Annotated in this window: 21 protein-coding genes; 13 read left to right on the plus strand and 8 right to left on the minus strand. The window is 62.5% G+C overall.

All coding sequences use genetic code 11. The features are described from left to right. The first annotated feature begins 12 nt into the window (after positions 1 to 12). From AC1DX4_RS11570 to AC1DX4_RS11595, 6 genes are all read left to right on the plus strand, one after another. Positions 13 to 429, plus strand: a complete 417-nt coding sequence (locus AC1DX4_RS11570; RefSeq protein WP_477220439.1) for a hypothetical protein — start codon at positions 13 to 15, stop codon at positions 427 to 429. Beyond that, positions 426 to 1,283 carry a radical SAM protein gene (locus AC1DX4_RS11575; protein ID WP_477220440.1) on the plus strand — a complete coding sequence of 286 codons (858 nt, stop codon included), beginning with the start codon at positions 426 to 428 and terminating at the stop codon, positions 1,281 to 1,283. The genes AC1DX4_RS11570 and AC1DX4_RS11575 overlap by 4 nt, the downstream gene beginning before the upstream one ends. Positions 1,284 to 1,358: 75 nt before the next feature. Further along, the gene (gene gatC, locus AC1DX4_RS11580) at positions 1,359 to 1,646 is read left to right on the plus strand and encodes an Asp-tRNA(Asn)/Glu-tRNA(Gln) amidotransferase subunit GatC (RefSeq protein WP_477220441.1); all 288 of its coding nucleotides are present in this window, start codon (positions 1,359 to 1,361) and stop codon (positions 1,644 to 1,646) included. Between the two features lie 7 nt (positions 1,647 to 1,653). Beyond that, entirely contained in the window at positions 1,654 to 2,109 is a 456-nt protein-coding gene (locus tag AC1DX4_RS11585) for a GNAT family N-acetyltransferase (RefSeq protein ID WP_477220442.1), read from the plus strand. After that, on the plus strand, positions 2,109 to 3,674 hold the full coding sequence (locus AC1DX4_RS11590) for an amidase (protein ID WP_477220443.1): 1,566 nt from the start codon (positions 2,109 to 2,111) through the stop codon (positions 3,672 to 3,674). Before AC1DX4_RS11585 ends, AC1DX4_RS11590 begins: the two co-directional genes overlap by 1 nt. Positions 3,675 to 3,702: 28 nt before the next feature. Further along, complete coding sequence (locus tag AC1DX4_RS11595) at positions 3,703 to 4,500, plus strand: YdcF family protein (RefSeq protein ID WP_477220444.1); 798 nt, start codon at positions 3,703 to 3,705, stop codon at positions 4,498 to 4,500. On the opposite strand, the gene AC1DX4_RS11600 is transcribed toward AC1DX4_RS11595, so the two are convergent. Next, positions 4,473 to 5,192 carry a DUF599 domain-containing protein gene (locus AC1DX4_RS11600; RefSeq protein ID WP_027044572.1) on the minus strand — a complete coding sequence of 240 codons (720 nt, stop codon included), beginning with the start codon at positions 5,190 to 5,192 and terminating at the stop codon, positions 4,473 to 4,475. The two genes, AC1DX4_RS11595 and AC1DX4_RS11600, sit on opposite strands and share 28 nt — an antisense overlap. Before the next feature lie 173 nt (positions 5,193 to 5,365). Here AC1DX4_RS11600 and AC1DX4_RS11605 point away from each other — a divergent pair, with 173 nt between their 5' ends. From AC1DX4_RS11605 to AC1DX4_RS11615, 3 genes are all read left to right on the plus strand, one after another. Beyond that, positions 5,366 to 6,769 carry an L-serine ammonia-lyase gene (locus AC1DX4_RS11605; protein WP_477220445.1) on the plus strand — a complete coding sequence of 468 codons (1,404 nt, stop codon included), beginning with the start codon at positions 5,366 to 5,368 and terminating at the stop codon, positions 6,767 to 6,769. A gap of 78 nt (positions 6,770 to 6,847) precedes the next feature. Further along, the gene (locus tag AC1DX4_RS11610) at positions 6,848 to 7,285 is read left to right on the plus strand and encodes a DUF1489 family protein (RefSeq protein ID WP_477220446.1); all 438 of its coding nucleotides are present in this window, start codon (positions 6,848 to 6,850) and stop codon (positions 7,283 to 7,285) included. Between the two features lie 276 nt (positions 7,286 to 7,561). After that, positions 7,562 to 8,263, plus strand: coding sequence for a DnaJ domain-containing protein (locus AC1DX4_RS11615; RefSeq protein WP_477220447.1), 702 nt, complete (start codon positions 7,562 to 7,564; stop codon positions 8,261 to 8,263). A 46-nt stretch (positions 8,264 to 8,309) separates the two neighbouring features. Here AC1DX4_RS11615 and AC1DX4_RS11620 read toward each other — a convergent pair whose 3' ends face one another. Beyond that, on the minus strand, positions 8,310 to 9,767 hold the full coding sequence (locus tag AC1DX4_RS11620; protein WP_477220448.1) for an SPOR domain-containing protein: 1,458 nt from the start codon (positions 9,765 to 9,767) through the stop codon (positions 8,310 to 8,312). 288 nt (positions 9,768 to 10,055) lie between these two features. On the opposite strand from AC1DX4_RS11620, the gene AC1DX4_RS11625 reads away from it, so the two are divergent. The 4 genes from AC1DX4_RS11625 to AC1DX4_RS11640 all read left to right on the plus strand — a co-directional run bounded on the left by AC1DX4_RS11625 (position 10,056) and on the right by AC1DX4_RS11640 (position 14,169). Next, positions 10,056 to 10,385, plus strand: coding sequence for a phasin family protein (locus AC1DX4_RS11625; protein WP_172228772.1), 330 nt, complete (start codon positions 10,056 to 10,058; stop codon positions 10,383 to 10,385). A 296-nt stretch (positions 10,386 to 10,681) separates the two neighbouring features. Next, positions 10,682 to 11,011 (plus strand): ATP-dependent Clp protease adapter ClpS, encoded by a 330-nt coding sequence (clpS, locus tag AC1DX4_RS11630; protein ID WP_027029050.1) that lies wholly within the window; start codon positions 10,682 to 10,684, stop codon positions 11,009 to 11,011. A 6-nt stretch (positions 11,012 to 11,017) separates the two neighbouring features. Then, positions 11,018 to 13,486, plus strand: coding sequence for an ATP-dependent Clp protease ATP-binding subunit ClpA (gene clpA, locus AC1DX4_RS11635; RefSeq protein ID WP_477220449.1), 2,469 nt, complete (start codon positions 11,018 to 11,020; stop codon positions 13,484 to 13,486). A 62-nt stretch (positions 13,487 to 13,548) separates the two neighbouring features. Further along, entirely contained in the window at positions 13,549 to 14,169 is a 621-nt protein-coding gene (locus tag AC1DX4_RS11640; protein WP_477220450.1) for a chloramphenicol phosphotransferase CPT family protein, read from the plus strand. A 31-nt stretch (positions 14,170 to 14,200) separates the two neighbouring features. Here AC1DX4_RS11640 and AC1DX4_RS11645 read toward each other — a convergent pair whose 3' ends face one another. From AC1DX4_RS11645 to AC1DX4_RS11670, 6 genes are all read right to left on the minus strand, one after another. Next, positions 14,201 to 14,632: an HIT family protein gene (locus AC1DX4_RS11645; protein ID WP_477220451.1), complete on the minus strand. Its 432-nt coding sequence runs from the start codon at positions 14,630 to 14,632 to the stop codon at positions 14,201 to 14,203. Between the two features lie 77 nt (positions 14,633 to 14,709). After that, on the minus strand, positions 14,710 to 15,225 hold the full coding sequence (locus AC1DX4_RS11650; RefSeq protein ID WP_477220452.1) for a hypothetical protein: 516 nt from the start codon (positions 15,223 to 15,225) through the stop codon (positions 14,710 to 14,712). A gap of 93 nt (positions 15,226 to 15,318) precedes the next feature. Further along, positions 15,319 to 16,383, minus strand: a complete 1,065-nt coding sequence (locus tag AC1DX4_RS11655) for an LTA synthase family protein (RefSeq protein ID WP_477220453.1) — start codon at positions 16,381 to 16,383, stop codon at positions 15,319 to 15,321. A gap of 97 nt (positions 16,384 to 16,480) precedes the next feature. Then, the gene (locus tag AC1DX4_RS11660) at positions 16,481 to 17,695 is read right to left on the minus strand and encodes a GNAT family N-acetyltransferase (RefSeq protein WP_477220454.1); all 1,215 of its coding nucleotides are present in this window, start codon (positions 17,693 to 17,695) and stop codon (positions 16,481 to 16,483) included. A gap of 55 nt (positions 17,696 to 17,750) precedes the next feature. Beyond that, on the minus strand, positions 17,751 to 18,479 hold the full coding sequence (locus tag AC1DX4_RS11665; RefSeq protein ID WP_477220455.1) for a glycerophosphodiester phosphodiesterase: 729 nt from the start codon (positions 18,477 to 18,479) through the stop codon (positions 17,751 to 17,753). A 13-nt stretch (positions 18,480 to 18,492) separates the two neighbouring features. Next, complete coding sequence (locus AC1DX4_RS11670; protein WP_477220456.1) at positions 18,493 to 18,957, minus strand: RidA family protein; 465 nt, start codon at positions 18,955 to 18,957, stop codon at positions 18,493 to 18,495. Between the last annotated feature and the right edge of the window lie 72 nt (positions 18,958 to 19,029).

The following is a 19,029-nucleotide window of genomic DNA, read 5'->3' on the forward strand; positions in this document are numbered from 1 at the left end:
CGGAACAAATGCATGGCGTTGCGGCAAACTCTTTTCATTTCGATGTTTGCCGCGGCGTCGCCCGCGCTCGCCGCGGATGACTTCATCGAAGGCGTCTACCTGCAGTCCGAGGAGCTTTGTGCGCAGGCCAAGAAGGATACGCTGCAGACGCTGATCGACGCCGGCAACATTGTGTTGTCGGCGCATGGCCTGCAAGGCGTTGAATACAATTGCGAGTTCGTTCAAATCAGCAAGGCGAAGCGCTCGCCGAGCTGGGCGGTGACGGCGATCTGCCAGGAGCCGGGCTATGTCTTTCCCGATGTCCTCTCGGTGACGCAAATGAACGCGAGGCAGATCGATCTCGTGTCGGTCCGGCCGATCGATGACGAAAGCGAAGCAAGCGGCAACAGCGGCAGCTACTATTTGTGCGAGGGCGTTGCCTTGCCATGACGATGATGCAGCGCATCAGGTCGCTTTTCCGCCGTGAGCGGCTGGTGTTCCCAAAACTGGAACTGCATGTCGCACATGGCTGCAATCTGTCTTGCGACAGCTGTTCGCACTACTCCAATCACGGCCATTCCGGCACCGTCTCGCTTGAGGAGGCAGACCGCTGGATGGGGCTGTGGAGCCGGCGCATAGATGTTGTCTGGTTCTCCATCCTGGGCGGAGAGCCCACCATCCATCCGGAGCTGCCGTCCTTCGTCGGGCTGGTCCGTCGGCACTGGCCCCGTGCCCGCATAGAGATCGTCAGCAACGGCTTTTTCCTGCACCGTCATCCGACATTGCCGGCGATTCTCGCTGCTGACGGCAACACCCAATTGAGTGTCTCGGTTCATCACGCCTCCGAGGAGTACCAGGAAAAGTTGAAACCGGTCTTCGCTCTCCTGGAGGCGTGGCGCCGGGAACACGGGATATTTGTTCAGATCCGCCCATCAGACAAGAATTGGACCCGTCGCTACGAAGGCTTCGGCGACGCCATGTTGCCGTTCGAGGATGGCGATCCGCGCGCCAGTTGGGAAGTCTGTCCGGCTCGCGAATGTAAGCAACTCCATGCCGGGCAGATCTGGAAGTGCGCGCCTCTCGCCTATCTGCCGATGCAGAAGGCAAAATACCGCCTCTCCGACAAGTGGGATCCCTATCTGGCATATCGACCGCTTGAGCCAGGCTGTTCCACGGCGAAATTGCGGGCCTTTGCCGCGCTGGAAGACGAGGGCGCATGCAGCATGTGTTCGTCAAGCAAGCGATTGTTCGAGTTGCCCAACCCGTTGCGCCGCCCCAAGGACCGGGCCAGCATCGCTGTATAGGCTTGCTATGATGCATGTTGCGCACCGCGCGCGGCGCCGCTATAGCCCGGATTGGTTTTTCCCCGAGGCAAATACATGTCCGTTGATGTCAAGACTGTGAAGCGCGTCGCGCGTCTCGCCCGCATCGCGGTGAGCGAAGAAGATGCAGAACGCATGACCGGCGAGCTGAACGCCATACTGGGCTTTGTCGAGCAGTTGAACGAGGTCGATGTCTCCGGCGTCGAGCCGATGACCTCGGTGACGCCGATGGAGATGAAGAAGCGCAGGGATGTCGTCACCGACGGCAACAAGGCGGCCGACATCGTCGCCAACGCACCGGCGACCGACGAGAATTTCTTCCTCGTGCCGAAGGTCGTGGAGTAGCGGGCCGATGGCAATCGAGATCGCCATCGAAACGCCGCTGCAGGACGACGTACGCGGCCTGGTCAAGGAACTCAACGAGACCTTGCTGGAACTGACGCCGCCGGAGCATTGTTATCACCTGACGGTCGAGCAGATGGCCGGCCAGGACACGACCGTTTTCATCGCCCGCGACAACGGCATCGCCATTGGTTGTGGCGCGCTGAAGCGCCATGGCGATGCCATTGGCGAGGTCAAGCGCATGTACACACGGCCTTCGCATCGCGGACGCAAGATCGGCGCCAGCATCGTCGAGCGAGTCGAGGCGCTGGCGCGGCAGGACGGGCTGAAGCGGCTGGTGCTGGAGACGGGCGATCGTCATCCCGCCGCCTGGGCCGTCTACGAACGTGCCGGCTTCTCGCGCTGCGGACCGGTGCTGGATTATCCCGATTCCGAGTGGTCGGTTTTTTACGAAAAGAGCCTTTGATGAGCGACCTGACCCGACTGACGATTTCGCAGGCCCGCGCCAAGCTGCGCGGCAAGGAAATCACCGCGACCGAGATCACCGAGGCCTATCTCTCGGCGATCGATCGCGCCAATCCGGCGCTCAATGCCTATGTCGCGGTGACCGGCGACAGGGCGCGCGACATGGCCAAGGCGTCCGACGCCAGGCTGGTCAAGGGCGAGGGTGGGGCGCTGGAAGGCATTCCGCTGGGGATCAAGGACCTGTTCGGCACCGAAGGCGTCCACACTCAGGCTTGCAGCCATGTGCTCGACGGCTTCAAGCCGCGCTACGAATCGACCGTTACCGCCAATCTGTGGGCCGACGGCGCCGTCATGCTCGGCAAGCTCAACATGGACGAGTTCGCCATGGGCTCGTCCAACGAAACGTCCTATTACGGCCCAGTCATCAACCCGTGGCGCCGTTCGCGCCTCGACACGGTGGTGATGCCGACGACGCATCAGGGCGACGGCGGCTTCGTCTCGTCCGGCGGTACCAGGACCCAACGCAGCCTGGACAATGCACAGCTGGTGCCGGGCGGTTCTTCCGGCGGCTCGGCCACCGCCGTCTCGGCGTTCCTGTGCGCCGGCGCGACAGCGACGGACACTGGCGGCTCGATCCGCCAGCCAGCCGCTTTCACCGGGACTGTCGGCATCAAGCCGACCTATGGCCGCTGCTCGCGTTGGGGCATCGTCGCCTTCGCCTCGTCGCTCGACCAGGCCGGACCGATCGCACGCGACGTGCGCGACGCCGCCATCATGCTCAGGTCGATGGCGTCGGTCGATCCGAAGGACACGACCTCGGTCGACCGGCCGGTGCCGGACTATGAGGCGGCGATCGGCAAGCCGATCAAGGGCATGAAGGTCGGCATTCCCAAGGAGTACCGCGTCGACGGCATGCCCGAAGAGATCGAGGCTCTGTGGCAGAAGGGCATTGCCTGGCTCAGGGACGCCGGTGCCGAGATCGTCGACATTTCGCTGCCGCACACCAAATACGCGCTGCCGGCCTATTATATCGTGGCGCCCGCCGAAGCTTCATCCAACCTCGCTCGCTATGACGGCGTTCGCTACGGCTTGCGCGTGCCGGGCAAGGATATCGTCGACATGTATGAGAAGACCCGTGCCGCCGGTTTCGGCCGCGAGGTCAAGCGCCGCATCATGATCGGCACCTATGTGCTGTCGGCCGGCTATTACGACGCCTACTATCTGCAGGCGCAGAAGGTGCGCAACCTGATCAAGCGCGACTTCGAGAATGTCTTTGCCGCCGGCGTCGACGTCATCCTGACGCCGGCGACACCGTCCGCCGCCTTCGGCATTGCCGACGAGGATATGGCCGCCGATCCGGTGAAGATGTACCTCAACGACATTTTCACCGTTACCGTGAACATGGCCGGCCTGCCGGGCATCGCCGTGCCCGCCGGCCTCGACCCCAAGGGCTTGCCGCTCGGCCTGCAGCTCATCGGCAGGCCGTTCGAGGAAGAAACGCTGTTCCAGACAGCCGCCGTCATCGAACAGGCGGCCGGCACATTTCAGCCGGAAAAGTGGTGGTAAGGGTATCGCTCGTCTGAATGGGTGAGCGATGTTCTACTATCTTTCCAAGATATTCGGGTTCTTCATCCAGCCGCTCAACCTGACGATCTTCCTGCTTCTGGCGGGGCTGATTGCCGGGATGATCGGCCGGCGGCGGCTTGCCGTCACCGGCAGTGCCTTGGCGTTTCTGATCCTTGCGCTCTCGGCCTGGACCTCGCTCGGCGCAATGATGCTCAATCCGCTGGAGGAGCGCTTTCAACGACCGCCGCTGCCGCAAAAGGTCGATGGTATTGTCGTGCTCGGCGGTGGCTTCGAGGGCGCCATCAACCTCGTGCGGGGCGGCTATGAATTGAGCAGCGGCGGCGATCGCATGGTCGAGACCGCAATCCTGGCCCGGCGCTTCCCGCAAGCCAAGGTGGTTGTATCAGGCGGTAACGGCTCGCTTTTCCTTGATGGCGAGGGCGACGCCGACACCGCACCCCGCCTGCTTGGCCCACTCGGTGTATCGGCCGATCGACTTATCCTCGAGGACAAGTCTCGCAACACCTATGAAAACGCGGTCTTTAGTCGCCAACTTGTCGAACCGAAGCCGGGCGAGACCTGGCTGCTGGTGACCTCCGCCTTCCATATGCCGCGGGCCAAGGCGCTGTTCGACAAGGCTGGGTTTCCAACCGTTCCATGGCCGGTCGATTATCGAACCTCCGGCAAGGAAGGTGTCGGCTTGTTTCGCGACAATGCGGCCGATTCACTGGAGAATACGACCACGGCGATCCGCGAATGGATCGGGCTTTTCGCCTATTGGCTTTCGGGCCGGATCGATCAACCTTTTCCAGCACCTGGCGGCTGACCGATGACGGCGCGCCGCGCCGCCGAGAAGAACTGGCGCCGCACCAGCACGGCCAGCAGCAGAAGCGTCGACAGCACGAACACCACCGGATCGACGAACCAGCCGAGATAGCCGATCGAGAAGAACACGCCGCGCAGGCCGGAGTTGAAATGCTTGCCGGCCAGCATGTTCATCTGCGTCGCGCGCCAGACAGCCGTTTGCGTGACCGGATTGCGCGAGGCTTCGCCATGCGGGATCGGCACGGCGCCAATCAGGATCGAGCAATAGTTGAACAGCCGGTAGGCCCAGCCGAATTTGAAGAAGGAAAAGGCCAGGATCAGCACCAGCCCCAGCACCTTGATCTGAAAGGCCGAGCGCGACGGCGCGCCGCCGAGCGGCAGGTTGCTCAGCACTTCAAGCACCCGGTCGGACGCCCCGAGCAAGGCAAAGCAGCCGCCGAGCGCGATCAGTGAACTCGAGGCGAAGAAGGCGGTTCCCTGCTGCAGGCCGCTCATGATGGCGGTGTCGACGATGCGGATTTCGCGCTCGGCCATGGTGCGCATCCAGGCCTCGCGCTGCGCATTCATCGCCGTCGTCAGCGACACGCGGCTGACCAGCCTGCCGTCGGAAGCGAGCGTGTGCAGCAGCCACGCGATCAGGAAGAGCGCCAACGCCCCGAGATCGGCCGTGGATAGATAGGAGGAATCACCCATGGGCTGAATTTACCACATCCAGCGCGGTCGCTTCGATGCCGGCTCCCGCGAACGACAGCAATGTCGCTGCCGGAGCAAACAAGGTCGGCAGGTGCTGCGCCGCGATTGCCAAAAGAGCGGAAACATCCGGGGAATTCCTATATGTAGTCCCCGACGCGACTCCAGGAGACAACGTGTTCCTTTCGGTTTTCGACCTGTTCAAGATCGGCATCGGCCCCTCCAGCTCGCACACGATGGGGCCGATGACGGCCGCTGCCCGCTTCCTCGACGAGATCCTCAATGGCGACTGGCCGCGACCGGCCGGTGTCGCGGTGGATCGCGTGGGCGCCAGCCTGCACGGGTCGCTCGCCTATACCGGCATTGGCCATGGCTCGGACCGCGCGGTGGTGCTTGGTCTTGCCGGCCTGACACCGCAGACCGTCGACCCGGATCAGGCTGAGGGGATTGCCGGTCGCATTGCTGCTGAAAAGCGCATTTCGCCTCCCGGCCATCCCTCCTATCGCTTCGACCCGGCCACCGATCTGGTGCTCGACCGCAAGACGCCGCTCACCGGTCACGCCAACGGCCTGGCGTTCTATGCCTACGATGCCGGCGACCGCCTGCTGCTCAAGCGCATCTACTATTCGATCGGCGGCGGCTTCGTGGTTTCGGAAGAAGAGCTGCAGCGGATGAAGGCCAAGGGCTCGGTCACGACCGAAGGCAAGAAAGTGCCTTATCCCTTCAAGAACGCCGTCGAGATGTTGAAGATGGCGGCCAAGAGCGGCCTTTCCATTGCCGAGATGAAGCGCATCAACGAGGAAACGCAGATGTCGCGCGAGGAGCTCGACTCCGGCCTCGACGCCATCTGGGGTGCGATGAAGAGCTGCATCGACCGCGGCCTGTCGCAGGACGGCATCATGCCGGGCGGGCTGAAGGTGCGCCGCCGTGCGCGCATGCTGCATGACAAGCTGCAGGAGCAGTGGCAGCAGAACAAACCCAATCCGTTGCTCGCCAATGACTGGCTGTCGATCTACGCCATGGCTGTCAACGAAGAGAATGCCGCCGGCGGCCGTGTCGTCACCGCGCCGACCAACGGGGCAGCCGGCACGCTGCCGGCAGTGCTGCGCTACTGGCTGCATTTTCATCCCGAGGCCGATCAGCTGAGCATCCGCGACTTCCTGCTGACGGCCGCCGCCGTCGGCGGCATCATCAAGACCAATGCCTCGATCTCGGGCGCCGAGGTTGGCTGCCAGGGCGAAGTCGGTTCCGCTTCGGCGATGGCCGCGGCAGGCCTCTGCGCCGTCATGGGCGGCACGCCCATGCAGGTCGAGAATGCCGCCGAGATCGCCCTCGAACACCATCTCGGCATGACCTGTGATCCGGTCGGCGGGCTGGTCCAGGTGCCGTGCATCGAGCGCAATGCGCTTGGCGCGGTCAAGGCGGTGACGGCCGCGTCACTGGCGATCAAGGGCGACGGCGTCCACTTCGTACCGCTCGACGCGGCAATCGAGACCATGCGCCAGACCGGCCTCGACATGAACGAGAAGTACAAGGAAACCAGCCTTGGCGGGCTCGCCGTTAATGTCGTGGAGTGCTGAGGGGGCTGGCCCAACCCGGCACTGTGGAGAAGTCCGTCAGCCCGTTGACGTCGCGGCGCTCCGGACTAACCTTAGCTGATGGCTCTCAATCTCTTAAAACTGTGCGTCGGCTGCGACAGCGTCGAGGATCTCGAGGAATGGATCGAGTTCCGTCTCGACGAACGGCGCCGGGCCGGTGAACCGGCCGAACACTGGCACACCACCCGCATGGTGCCGACGCGTGGCGCAGAAATCACCGATGGCGGTTCGCTCTACTGGGTGGTCAAGGGCAATGTGCAATGCCGCCAGTTGATCACCGAGATCCGGCCCTTCACCGATGACGAAGGCATCGGCCGTTGCCATCTGATGCTCGATCCGCTGGTCGTGCGCACCGACTGGCAGCCACGCCGGGCTTTTCAGGGCTGGCGCTACCTGAAACCATCGGATGCCCCAGTTGATCTCGGCAAGGGCAAGGCCGGGCTGGTCGAGATGCCGCCGAAACTCAGGCGCGAGCTTGCCGATCTGGGCTTGCTGTAGGCCATCGCTCAGAAGCGTTGCTTGTTCCGGTTCGGGCTTTCCTGGCCCTCCATCTTGCTTCGCACTGGACTTGCAAGCAGCACGGCAACGCCACATCTTGAAATTCATGCGCGATGAAAGCTGTCGAACTCGACAGGAATCGCGGCGTTGGCGGAGCCAGCTCGCATGGCAGACCTCTTGCTGTCCAAGCGAAGGCCATGATTCCGGCGCAGAAAAAGTGTTTGATGAAATGACGCGGCTGTCCAGGCGGGCAGAGAATCCGCGGGGCGGTGGGAAATGTTAGGCGCAATTATCGTCCTGGTCGCATCGCTGCTGGTGCTGCTGATCGCAGCCACGGCGTTTCTTCGCGCCGATCCGGCCAGTCTCGCGAGCACAACCAGAACGTTGGGGCCGATCCTGCTGGCGCTGGTGGGCGGCGCCGTGCTTCTGGTCGGGCGCAGCGGAATAGGCGGTGTCATCCTGTTCGTGGCAATCGGCTGGTATTTCGCCACGCGCACGAACCGGCCTGATGTCAGCTTGGCGCCGGGAAAACGCTCAACGGTGCGGACGGCAGCGCTCGAAATGGAGCTGGATCACAATACGGGCGGCCTCGAAGGGCTGGTTCTGGCCGGCCGCCATGACGGCAAGATGCTTGGCGCGATGGGCCTTGCGGAGTTGCAGCATCTTTACCGCGAACTCTCCGGCGATGCGGAGAGCCGCCAACTGCTAGAGACGTATCTTGACGGCAGATTTCCCGTCTGGCGCAAAAACACTGAGACGAACGGTGGCGAAGGGCTGGGTGTTGCGCCAGGTCCGGGCGCCATGACTAAGGAGGAGGCCTACAAGGTCCTTGGTCTTGAAGCGGGGGCCGCCGCGGCGGATGTCCGCAAGGCGCACCGCCGCCTGATGCAGCGCCTGCACCCCGATATCGGCGGCACGTCTTTCCTGGCGGCGCGAATCAACGAAGCCAAGGACGTCTTGCTCTCCAATCACAACTAGTCTCCTTCGACGCAAAAAATTTCCGGGAGATCGCTTCCACGTCGTCCTATTGCTGGACGGCGTAGCACTCGATTTTCTTCTTCTTCAAAGCGGTACAGGCCTTCCAGGCGGCGTCCTTCGAACCGAAGCCGCCGAAGCGGGCGCGGTAATAGGTGACCCCATCCTTGTCGAAGGCGACGGTGAAGCCTGAGGCATCCGCCAGCACCTTGGGCGCCTGCTTGGTGGTCTTGTCGAGGAATGCCTGGGCTTCCGACTGCTTCGGCGAGGAGGCTACCTGGATGGCCCAGCCCGACGGCACCGACGCGGTGTTGACCGGATCGACAGTTGGCGTCGGCTCGACAGCCGTCGGCGTCGGCTCGGCATAGGCAGCCACGACCTGTGCGGTGGCCACCTTCGGCGCAGCGACGATGACGGTCTTCACCTTCTTTGCCGGGACAACCAGCTTGGGTGCTTCGGCCTCGGCGCTCTCTTCATCATCACCTTGATCATCACCCTGCGCGACAGTCGCGTCTTCGGCGACGGCTGTGTCGTCGGCGCTGGCCACCGCCACCGGCTTGTCGTCCGGGGTCGGCGCGTCGTGCTTGGGCAGGAGAACCTTGGCAAGCGCCTTGATCGGATTGCTGCTGCTGTCTGCCCTGGCAACCAGATCGCCACCACCGCGGGTCGAGGCCCTCGGCATGTAGGTGTTGATCAGGTTCGCCATCTGGTTGTCGCGGCTGCCGCCCGAGGTGCCGCCCATGACAACGGCGACGAGCCGGCGGTTGCCGTCATTAACCGACGAGACGAGATTGAATCCCGAGGCGCGGGTGTAACCGGTCTTGATGCCGTCGACGCCCTTGATGCGTCCGAGCAGCCGGTTATGGCCGTTGATGCGCTGGCGGCCATAGAGAAAGGAGCGCTGCGAGAAATAGCCGTAGTACTGGGGAAAATGCTCCCGTAGCGCGATGCCGAGCGTGGCCATGTCCCGCGCGGTGGTGAACTGGCCGGGATCAGGCAGGCCGTTGGCGTTGCGGAAGACGGTGCCGTTCATGCCCAGCGCGCGTGCTTTGGCGGTCATCATGCGGGCGAAGTTGGATTCATTGCCGCCGAGCATTTCGCCAAGCGCGGTCGCCGAGTCGTTGGCCGACTTGGTGACAATCGACAGAATGGCGGTGTCGACCGTGACCGAACCGCCCGGCTTCACGCCCAGTTTCGTCGGCGCTTCGGCCGATGCATGGGCCGAAAACACGACCTGGCTGTTCCTGCTGATCCTGCCCTTCGCCAGAGCTTCGAATGTCAGGTAAAGTGTCATCATCTTGGTCAGCGACGCCGGATAACGCCTGCCGTTGGCATCCGCGGAATACAGCACCTTGCCGGTCTTGGCGTCCACGACAATGGCTGCCTGCCGCGCTGCCAGCGACGAAGCGGCATCGGCAACAACGAATGTCATCGCCATGGCGATGATCATGATCGTTTTGAGATGGGACGCGGATTTGGAAACGATGCCCGACAACGCCTGACGCACTGGTAGTTCCTTTGAAATTTCTCGTTGCTCCGGAGGCGGCAAAGGGGTCCTGCCTCACTTCCAGCCAAGCTAGCCGGGCAGCGTTACCAATCCGTTTATGGTAACCGCCGCGTTCACCATTTTCTTCGGGCTTGAAACGCACTTTATTTGATTTTTAGCCATTGCCTGCGCAGGCGGGCTCCGCACGCCGGCGAAATATTGACTTTTGTGCGGCGCACAATATATTAAGGTGCATTGCACAAGGGCGCCCCCGAAGAAGGACGCCTCAACCGTCAAGGGAATCGTGAAATGACCCAGACCTATGAGGACTTCAGCAAATACGGCAAGGACTTCGCCGACACCGGTTTGAAGAGCTTCGCTTCGCTGTCCAAGGGCGCTCAGGCCATCGCCACCGAAGCCGGCGAATACACCAAGAAGAGCTTTGAGGCCGGCAGCGCCGCCGTCGAGAAGCTGTTTTCGGCCAAGTCGCTGGACAAGGCGATCGAGATCCAGTCCGACTACGCCAAGCAGTCCTACGAGGCGTTCGTCGCCGAGGCCACCAAGATTGGCGACCTCTATGCCGAACTCGCCAAGGAAGCCTACAAGCCGTTCGAATCGATCGTTGCCAAGGCGAAGTAATTTCGCCTAGGCGAAGTGATCTTCGCCTGACAATTTCAAATCCGGCCTCTTGGGGGCCGGACAAACCCGGTCGCGGAAGCGCGGCCGGGTTTTTTCATGTCAATTTCGGGTTCGCGACGGCGTAGCGCTTCACGATTGCGAAAATCAGCCAAGTTTGGGCACCTAGCCATATTGTCAGCTAACCAGAAGGGCTTAAAATCGTCCATCGAACACCTACATGTCGAACTCGCATGGGGATTCGAAAGAGGCAGGATTACGTGACGATCGGTTTGACTGCCACGACACAAGTGGCGCGGATGGCAAACGGCGGCGGCGACGGCAATGAGGCCGGCCGTGGGACCGCTGTAATCACGCGCACCAAAACCAAAACCAAGAAGCCCAGCCTCTACCGGGTCCTCATCCTCAACGACGACTACACTCCGATGGAGTTCGTGGTTCACGTGCTGGAGCGTTTTTTCCAGAAGGACCGCGAAGCCGCCACACGCATCATGCTTCATGTTCACAATCATGGAGTGGGCGAGTGCGGGGTCTATACATTCGAGGTGGCCGAGACCAAAGTGTCTCAGGTCATGGATTTCGCCCGACAGAATCAGCATCCGCTGCAATGCGTGATGGAGAAGAAGTGAGGTAACATGCCGGCTTTCTCCCAAGGCCTGGAAAAGGCGCTTCACCAGGCGCTGACGCTCGCCAATGAGCGGCACCACGAATACGCAACCCTTGAACATCTGCTGCTCGCGCTCATCGACGACACCGAGGCGGCCGCCGTCATGCGCGCCTGCAACGTCGATCTCGACGAGCTCAAGCACACTGTTCTCACCTATATCGACACCGAGCTCGACAATCTGGTCACCGGATACGACGAGGATTCCAAGCCGACCGCCGGCTTCCAACGCGTCATACAGCGCGCGGTGATCCATGTGCAGTCGTCGGGCCGCGAGGAAGTGTCGGGCGCCAATGTGCTCGTCGCCATCTTCGCCGAGCGCGAGAGCCATGCCGCCTATTTCCTGCAGGAACAGCAGATGACCCGCTACGACGCGGTCAACTACATCTCGCACGGCATCGCCAAGCGCCCCGGCGCATCGGAAACGCGCTCGCCGCGCGGCGCCGATGACGAGCAGGGCGGCCAGAACGGCGCCGAGCCACAGGAGGAAGGCGGCAAGAAGAAGCAGCAGCAGGACGCGCTGACGGCTTACTGCGTCAACCTCAACAACAAGGCCAAGGCCGGCAAGATCGACCCGCTGATCGGCCGTGAGTCGGAGATCAACCGCACCATCCAGGTGCTGTGCCGCCGCTCCAAGAACAACCCGCTCTATGTCGGTGATCCCGGCGTCGGCAAGACGGCGATCGCCGAGGGCCTCGCCAAGCGCATCGTCGAGGGCGACGTTCCCGAAGTGCTGCACAACGCCACCATCTTCGCGCTCGACATGGGCACGCTGCTGGCCGGCACGCGCTACCGCGGCGATTTCGAGGAACGGCTGAAGCAGGTCGTCAAGGAACTCGAGGATTATCCGGGCGCCGTGCTGTTCATCGACGAGATCCACACCGTGATTGGTGCGGGTGCCACGTCAGGCGGCGCCATGGATGCGTCGAACCTGTTGAAGCCGGCTTTGTCGTCCGGTGCGATCCGCTGCATCGGCTCGACCACCTACAAGGAATTCCGCCAGTTCTTCGAGAAGGACCGCGCTCTGGTGCGGCGCTTCCAGAAGATCGACGTCAACGAGCCGACCATCGAGGACGCCATCGAGATCATGAAGGGCCTCAAGCCCTACTATGAGGAATTCCACAAGGTGAAGTTCACCAACGAGGCGATCAAGGCTTCGGTGGAGCTGTCGGCGCGCTATATCAACGACCGCAAGCTGCCGGATAAGGCGATCGACGTGATCGACGAGACCGGCGCCTCGCAGATGCTGGTGCCGGAAGCCAAGCGCAAGAAGACCATTGGTATCAAGGAGATCGAAGCCACGATCGCCACCATGGCGCGCATTCCGCCGAAGACGGTTTCGGCCGATGACGAGAAGGTGCTGCAAGGCCTCGATATCGAGCTGAAGCGCGTCGTCTATGGCCAGGACACCGCCATCAGCGCGCTGACCTCGGCGATCAAGCTGGCCCGTGCCGGCCTGCGCGAACCGGAGAAGCCCATCGGCTCCTACCTGTTCTCGGGTCCGACCGGCGTCGGCAAGACCGAAGTCGCCAAGCAATTGGCTGCCTCGCTCGGCGTCGAACTGATCCGCTTCGACATGTCGGAATATATGGAACGCCACACCGTTTCGCGGCTGATCGGCGCGCCTCCCGGCTATGTCGGCTTTGACCAGGGCGGCCTGTTGACCGACGGTGTCGACCAGCATCCGCACTGCGTGCTGTTGCTGGACGAGGTCGAGAAGGCACATCCGGACCTGTTCAACATCCTGTTGCAGGTGATGGACCACGGCAAGCTGACCGACCATAACGGCAAGCAGATCGACTTCCGCAATGTCATCCTGATCATGACCACCAATGCGGGCGCATCCGATGCGCAGCGGGCGGCGATCGGTTTCGGGTCGACCAAGCGCGAAGGCGACGATGTCGAGGCGATCAACCGGCTGTTCACGCCGGAGTTCCGCAACCGTCTGGATGCGATCATCCCGTTCGGCTCGCTGCCGGTGCCGGTCATCCATCAGGTGGTGCAGAAGTTCGTCATGCAGCTCGAGGCGCAGCTCTCCGAGCGTGGCGTCACCTTCGACCTGTCGCCGGACGCGATCGCCTGGCTTGCCGACAAGGGCTATGACGAGCGCATGGGTGCGCGGCCGCTCGGCCGTGTGATCCAGGAGCACATCAAGAAGCCGCTGGCCGACGAGGTGCTGTTCGGTAAGCTCAAGAAGGGCGGCACGGTGCGCGTAACCGTCGAGAAGAAGGAAACCGGCGAGACCGGCCTGAAGCTCGAATCGCTGGCCGACGAGGCTCCGGTGAAGCCGAAGAAGGAAGAGCCGGAAGAGGCGCCGAAGCCGCCCAAGGCCGTGGCCAAGAAGCCTGCCGCAAAGAAGCTCGTGGCGCAGAAGCCGGAGCCCAAGGGCAAGGATGGCGGCAAGCGCAGCCTGGTTCCGCAACTGCCCCGCAAGGGTTGATCCGAACTCACTCGAAAAAGCCCCGGCAACGGGGCTTTTTTCATTTGGACAATAGGGTGGCTATGGCAGGCCAGATCATCATCCTCAACGGCGCGCCGAGGTCAGGAAAGTCGAGCATCGCTCGAGCCATCCAGGAAAGCTTCGATGGCCCGTGGGCGACTCTGGGTGTCGACAGCTATGAGCAGATCACGCCGCCGCAACTTCGTCCGGGAATAGGGTTGCGTCCTGGCGGCGAACGCCCGGACCTCGAAGTTTTTGTGCCGCGTTTGTACGCCGCCCTCTACGAATCGATCGCGGCGCATAGCCGACTGGGGCTGAACGTCGTGACGGATGTCGGCCATCACGATGCCTATTCGAAGCCCCTCGATTGTCTCACCGACTGCGCGCGTCTGCTCGCCGGCCTGCCGGCACTGCTGGTCGGCGTGCGCTGTCCGATTGAAATCATTATGGAAAGGCGAGCTGCCAGCGAGGCGGGCAGGGGTTATGTCACCGGCTCTTCAGACGATCCTGTGCCTTTGCCGGTGCGCCTGTGGCAGGAGGCGGTGCACCAGCCGGGCCTATACGATCTTGAGGTCGACACCTCGGTCCTCAGCCCTGAGAAGTGCGCGGATGCAATCCGCCAGCGCCTGCGAGATGGCGCTCAGCCAAGCGCGATCGACCGGCTGGCTCAAGCCGCCGCCTAAACCTTCTTCCATCCGCGAAACGAGGTGCGGGTCAGCTTCCGAGCACAGCCCGTATCTTTTCGGCGTTCCCGGCCAGCACTTCGGGCTTCTCCATCCCACCGCTATGCGGCTTCAGCGGCACGCCCTCGAAGCGCGGGATGACATGGACGTGCAGGTGATAGACGGTCTGCCCGGAGGCCGGCTCGTTGAACTGCAAGATTGTGACGCCGTCGGCATCGAGCGCCTTCTTGACGGCCAGCGCCACTTTCTGGACGACCGTGAAAAGTAGACCGAAGGTCGATGGATCGGCATCGAGCAGGTTGCGCGACGGCGCTTTTGGTACCACGAGCGTGTGGCCCGGTCCCTGCGGCATCACATCCATGAAGGCAACGACGGCGTCGTCTTCGTAAACGCGGTGCGACGGAATTTCTCCACGCAGGATCTTGGCGAAGATGTTGTCGGTGTCATAGGCGGTTTCAGCCATGGCGAACACTCCGGATTGTGCCTCGCCGTCTCGTGTAGCGAAGCTCTCCCGGAGCGGCAAGACGATGTGGCGGGTGATCAGGCGAGATCGACCATGCCAGCTTCGACCAGCGCGCGATGGAAGCGTCTTTTGCGCGGCGACGCAGCGTCGAAATAAGGTGCGGCGCAGTCGTTCAACAAGGCGGCTCGCGTGGCGGACACCGGATCGAGTGGAAGCCCGGCGGCCAGCAAGGTCAGCGTCGACAGGAAAGCGCAATCCAGCATCGGCGGAGCCGCAAGATCGTCCGGCAGCCTGCAGTTCACGGCCTCGACGGCATAGAATGTCTGGCGCAACGCCGGGTCGGAAGGCCGCAGTCCGGTAAGCGCCGTGGTGAAGGACGGCTGATGGTCGCCATAGCGGACGATTATCGCCGGCTGGCCGTTCAACAAGATTTCGAGCCGTCTGTGAAAGGCGGCATAGGCTGCGACGCTCTCGGCCAGCCGCACGGCATATTCGCCATAGGAGGGAATGCCGGTTGCCGCGACGGCCTCGCGGCGGACTTGCGCATGACGCTCGATGGGAAAGATACGGCGGCGGTGGTCGCCATGGTTCATCAGGGTCGCGATCGAAAGGAAGCACGGTCTGCCGGAGGCGACGCGGCCCGAAAGCTGGTCGAGTGCGTGATCGTAGAGTTGTTCGTCGTGGTTTTACCGCTTCCAGCGTTCGGCGTCGAACGGTGGCGGCAAGGTCTCGGCATAGTTGACCTCGTCAAACCCAACCGATTGGTAGAACCGGCCACAATTGACGAAGGAAGGCCGGTCGCAGCTGATATGGGACACGGTGTAGCCGATGCCGCTCAGTACGGACGGAAGTGTGTGCCGCACGCGTCCGCTCAGAAGATGATAGACGTAGCGGCTGTCATTGCCGAACGAGAGCGAAGAGAGGCCCGTCAGCACCGAAAACTCGGTCTGCAGCGTACTGCCGCCGAAGACGTCGACATGCAGCACGCCTGAGAGAGCGTCCGGTGGCGTGAAGAAGCGCTTAGACAGGTCATCGATCGCTATGCCGAGCCGCCTCGGGTCGAATGTCGATTCATGCAGGATCATGATGATGTGTGGCGGTCGTTCATGCGCCGGTCGGCTTGCCGGCACCGGCGGCAAGAGCGGCAACGGCTCCGGATCGATGTCGACGAAAACCGGGCGCCGCGACGGCCCGGCGCCGAACCATGAGGCGACGAAGGCGGATAGGTGAAACCGGCCGTCGGTCAGATGGTGAAAGCGAAATCGCTTCGGGCCGCCGCTTCCCCAGAGAACGCACAGATAGACAAAGGCTGCCGTGCTGAACACCGCAAGGCGCTGTGGCAGCGGTATCGCCGGTTCGGCGAGCATCCGCGCCAGGACAATCATCCCCAGGACGATGGAGATCATGGCCGAGAGGGCAGGGATCGTCATGCGCGCATGATCGGCCAGCACGCCGCGAAAGCTGCTTGCCGCGAGATGATAGATGTCACCGGCGAGGAAATTGAAGCCGAGATAGCGATGCTTCAGTTTGGAGACGATGCCGATGATCGCCGTCAGCATCAGTGCCGCCCACAAGGCGACGATGTTGCCTGGAAACAGGAGATGCGCGAGGCCGAAAAGGAGAAAGAAGGTCGCGAAGCCGAGAGGCCAGGCCGTGCGCCTGCCTTCAAGCCAGGCAACCAAAGTCGGCGCAGCCACGAGCCCCGCCGCACCGAGCCATTGCCCGACACCCAGAGATGCCAAACCCTGCATGTTCCCCCCAGGGTGCTTGCGCACCCATGTCCCGGGGCATTGTTTAGCGGATTCCGGCCGGACGGTAAACAGCGTCAGCAGGCATGCCAAAAGCCTGCTATTCCTCGAGATCCTTGCGAAACGGGGTATGTTCTTCCAGATATTCGCCCATTCGCTCCACCTCGCGCCGCTCGCGCTTGAGGTAGTCGGCCACCGCATTGCGCAGGCCGGGGTGCGAAATGTAGTGGGCGGAATGCATGGCCACCGGCCGGTAGCCGCGCGCCAGCTTGTGCTCTCCCTGCGCACCCGCCTCGACCACCTTCAGCTTGCGTTCGATGGCGAAGTCGATGGCCTGGTGGTAGCAGACCTCGAAATGCAGGAAGGGGTGATCCTCGATGCAACCCCAGTTGCGGCCGTAGAGCGCGTCGGAGCCGATGAAATTGATGGCGCCGGCCACGTAGCGCCCGTTGCGTTTGGCCATCACCAGCAGGATGTCGTCCGCCATGCGCTCGCCGATCAGCGAGAAGAACTGGCGGTTCAGATAGGGGCGGCCCCATTTGCGGCTGCCGGTGTCCGTGTAAAAGGCGTAGAAATCATCCCAGGCCTTTTCGGTCAGGTCCTTGCCGGTCAGCCAATCGATCGTGATGCCCGGGGCGAGCGCCTCGCGGCGTTCCTTCTTCATTGCCTTGCGCTTGCGCGAGGCAAGCGTGGCGAGGAAGTCGTCATAGGTCGAAAAGCCTTCGTTGAAGAAGTGGAATTGCTGGTCGGTGCGATGCAGGAAGCCTGCGGCCTCGAGCGTCGCGACGTCGCTTTCCCTGGCGAAAGTGACATGCGCCGAGGACACGCCGAGCTTGTCGGTCACCATTTTGAGGCCGGCGGCAAGCCCGGCCTTCACCGCATCCGGATCCTCGCCCTTGCCGACCAGCAGGCGAGGGCCGGTGACCGGCGTGAACGGCACAGCGCATTGCAGTTTCGGGTAATAGCGGCCGCCGGCGCGCTCGAAGGCATCCGACCAGCCGTGATCGAACACATATTCGCCCTGGCTGTGCGATTTGAGATAGCATGGGATGGCGCCCAGCAGCCTGCCTTGCGCTGTCTCCAGCCGCAAATGATGTCCCTGCCAGCCGGTGCGCCGCACGGCGCAGCCGGAATCTTCCAGTGCGCTTAAAAAAGCGAATGAAACGAGCGGGTTATAGCCATTTTCCGCATCGCCGCGCGTGGTGCCGGCAAAGCCGTTCCACTCGTCGCTGGTGAATGCGCCGATGCCCGCGGCGATGCGGATCGAATAGTCCGCATTTGCTGTTTGCCCGTCACCATCGTCGCCCTGATCCATGAGGCTTATTTAAGCTCCATCCGGGCCGCTACAAGTCACGTTTCAGACACACCGCTTAGGCGACTTTGACCAGGTCGGGTTCGAACCCTTCGAATGTCATCTGATCGGCATATTTGAAGGTCAGGTCGATCGCGGGTTGATCATGCACCGTCCAGGTGATGACAGGCATTTTGAGCTTTTCACGCACGAAGCTGACGAACGGGTTCGGCAGGTCGCCGGCGGCGTAGGAGGTGAAGGAGAGTTCGTGCGCCAGCATGGAAAAATGCGCTTCGATCAGCTTGAGGTCCTTGCCGTAGGCGGTCAATCCAGCGGGAATGCCGGGCGCATGTTTCGGGAAATCGCGGATCAGCCAGTGATCGAACGACATGATCGCTGCCTTGCCCTTGTAGCGCTTGAGCATCTTGCCGACGCGCGCCACAAGGCCGTCGTCACGGCCGGGAATCCCTTTCAGTTCGACCACCATGGGCACGCGGCCATCGACGAGATCGAGCGCTTCCTGCAGCGTCGGCAAATGGTCGGCTGTGCCGCCAACCCTGAGCGCGGTCAATTCGGCCGCGCTTCGCTGCCAGACGAAGCCGTCCTGTCCGGTCAGTCTTTTCAGGTCGTCGTCATGGATGATGATGGGAACGCCGTCCGACGACAGATGCACGTCGCATTCGATGGCGTAGCCGCGTTCGGCGGCGGCGGCGAAGGCGGACAGCGTGTTTTCCCAGCGCGTCTTGTTCATGTCGTGAAAGCCGCGATGGGCAACGGGCCGGGCAGTCAGCCAGGAGAGGTCGGTCATGTCAGGCCTTCGTTCATTCGACTTCGAAGATCGCTTCGATTTCCACTGCGGCATTAAGCGGCAGGGAGGCGGTGCCGACGGCTGAACGGGCATGCTTGCCACGCTCGCCAAGGGCAGCGACCAGGAAATCGGAGGCGCCGTTGGCAACCAGATGCTGTTCGACAAAGTCCGTTGCCGAGGCGACGAAGACGGTGATCTTGACCAGGCGGCGGATTTTCTCGAGGTCGCCGAGTGCTGCCTTAGCCTGCGCCAGAATGTTGATCGCGCAGTATTTTGCCGCGTCCTTGCCGGCCGCGGTATCGACATCGCGGCCAAGCAGGCCGCTTGCCTGCAGCTTGCCGTCCTTGAGCGGCAGTTGCCCGGCGGTGAACAGCAGATTGCCTGACCTGCAATAGGGCACGTAGTTGGCGGCAGGCGCGGCGGCGGCAGGAAGCGTCACGCCGAGATCACTTAGCCGCTTTTCGATTGTTTCACTCATTGCTTTTCCCTATTGCTGGAAGGTGCTGCGCTAGCCGGGCCGAAATTGCTATTTTTGCCTCGCTTCCGCCAC

This window comes from Mesorhizobium sp. P3_A8 (assembly GCF_056402995.1).

Bases quoted from the DNA above. Each gene is read 5' to 3' on its own strand.
- AC1DX4_RS11590 (WP_477220443.1), top strand. From the start codon at position 2,109: ATGAGCGACCTGACCCGACTGACGATTTCGCAGGCCCGCGCCAAGCTG.
- AC1DX4_RS11625 (WP_172228772.1), top strand. From the start codon at position 10,056: ATGACCCAGACCTATGAGGACTTCAGCAAATACGGCAAGGACTTCGCC.
- AC1DX4_RS11655 (WP_477220453.1), bottom strand. From the start codon at position 16,383: ATGCAGGGTTTGGCATCTCTGGGTGTCGGGCAATGGCTCGGTGCGGCG.
- AC1DX4_RS11585 (WP_477220442.1), top strand. From the start codon at position 1,654: ATGGCAATCGAGATCGCCATCGAAACGCCGCTGCAGGACGACGTACGC.
- clpS (WP_027029050.1), top strand. From the start codon at position 10,682: ATGGCAAACGGCGGCGGCGACGGCAATGAGGCCGGCCGTGGGACCGCT.
- AC1DX4_RS11670 (WP_477220456.1), bottom strand. From the start codon at position 18,957: ATGAGTGAAACAATCGAAAAGCGGCTAAGTGATCTCGGCGTGACGCTT.
- AC1DX4_RS11665 (WP_477220455.1), bottom strand. From the start codon at position 18,479: ATGACCGACCTCTCCTGGCTGACTGCCCGGCCCGTTGCCCATCGCGGC.
- clpA (WP_477220449.1), top strand. From the start codon at position 11,018: ATGCCGGCTTTCTCCCAAGGCCTGGAAAAGGCGCTTCACCAGGCGCTG.
- AC1DX4_RS11615 (WP_477220447.1), top strand. From the start codon at position 7,562: ATGTTAGGCGCAATTATCGTCCTGGTCGCATCGCTGCTGGTGCTGCTG.
- AC1DX4_RS11640 (WP_477220450.1), top strand. From the start codon at position 13,549: ATGGCAGGCCAGATCATCATCCTCAACGGCGCGCCGAGGTCAGGAAAG.
- AC1DX4_RS11595 (WP_477220444.1), top strand. From the start codon at position 3,703: ATGTTCTACTATCTTTCCAAGATATTCGGGTTCTTCATCCAGCCGCTC.
- AC1DX4_RS11570 (WP_477220439.1), top strand. From the start codon at position 13: ATGGCGTTGCGGCAAACTCTTTTCATTTCGATGTTTGCCGCGGCGTCG.
- AC1DX4_RS11660 (WP_477220454.1), bottom strand. From the start codon at position 17,695: ATGGATCAGGGCGACGATGGTGACGGGCAAACAGCAAATGCGGACTAT.
- AC1DX4_RS11575 (WP_477220440.1), top strand. From the start codon at position 426: ATGACGATGATGCAGCGCATCAGGTCGCTTTTCCGCCGTGAGCGGCTG.
- gatC (WP_477220441.1), top strand. From the start codon at position 1,359: ATGTCCGTTGATGTCAAGACTGTGAAGCGCGTCGCGCGTCTCGCCCGC.
- AC1DX4_RS11650 (WP_477220452.1), bottom strand. From the start codon at position 15,225: ATGAACCATGGCGACCACCGCCGCCGTATCTTTCCCATCGAGCGTCAT.
- AC1DX4_RS11600 (WP_027044572.1), bottom strand. From the start codon at position 5,192: ATGGGTGATTCCTCCTATCTATCCACGGCCGATCTCGGGGCGTTGGCG.
- AC1DX4_RS11645 (WP_477220451.1), bottom strand. From the start codon at position 14,632: ATGGCTGAAACCGCCTATGACACCGACAACATCTTCGCCAAGATCCTG.
- AC1DX4_RS11610 (WP_477220446.1), top strand. From the start codon at position 6,848: ATGGCTCTCAATCTCTTAAAACTGTGCGTCGGCTGCGACAGCGTCGAG.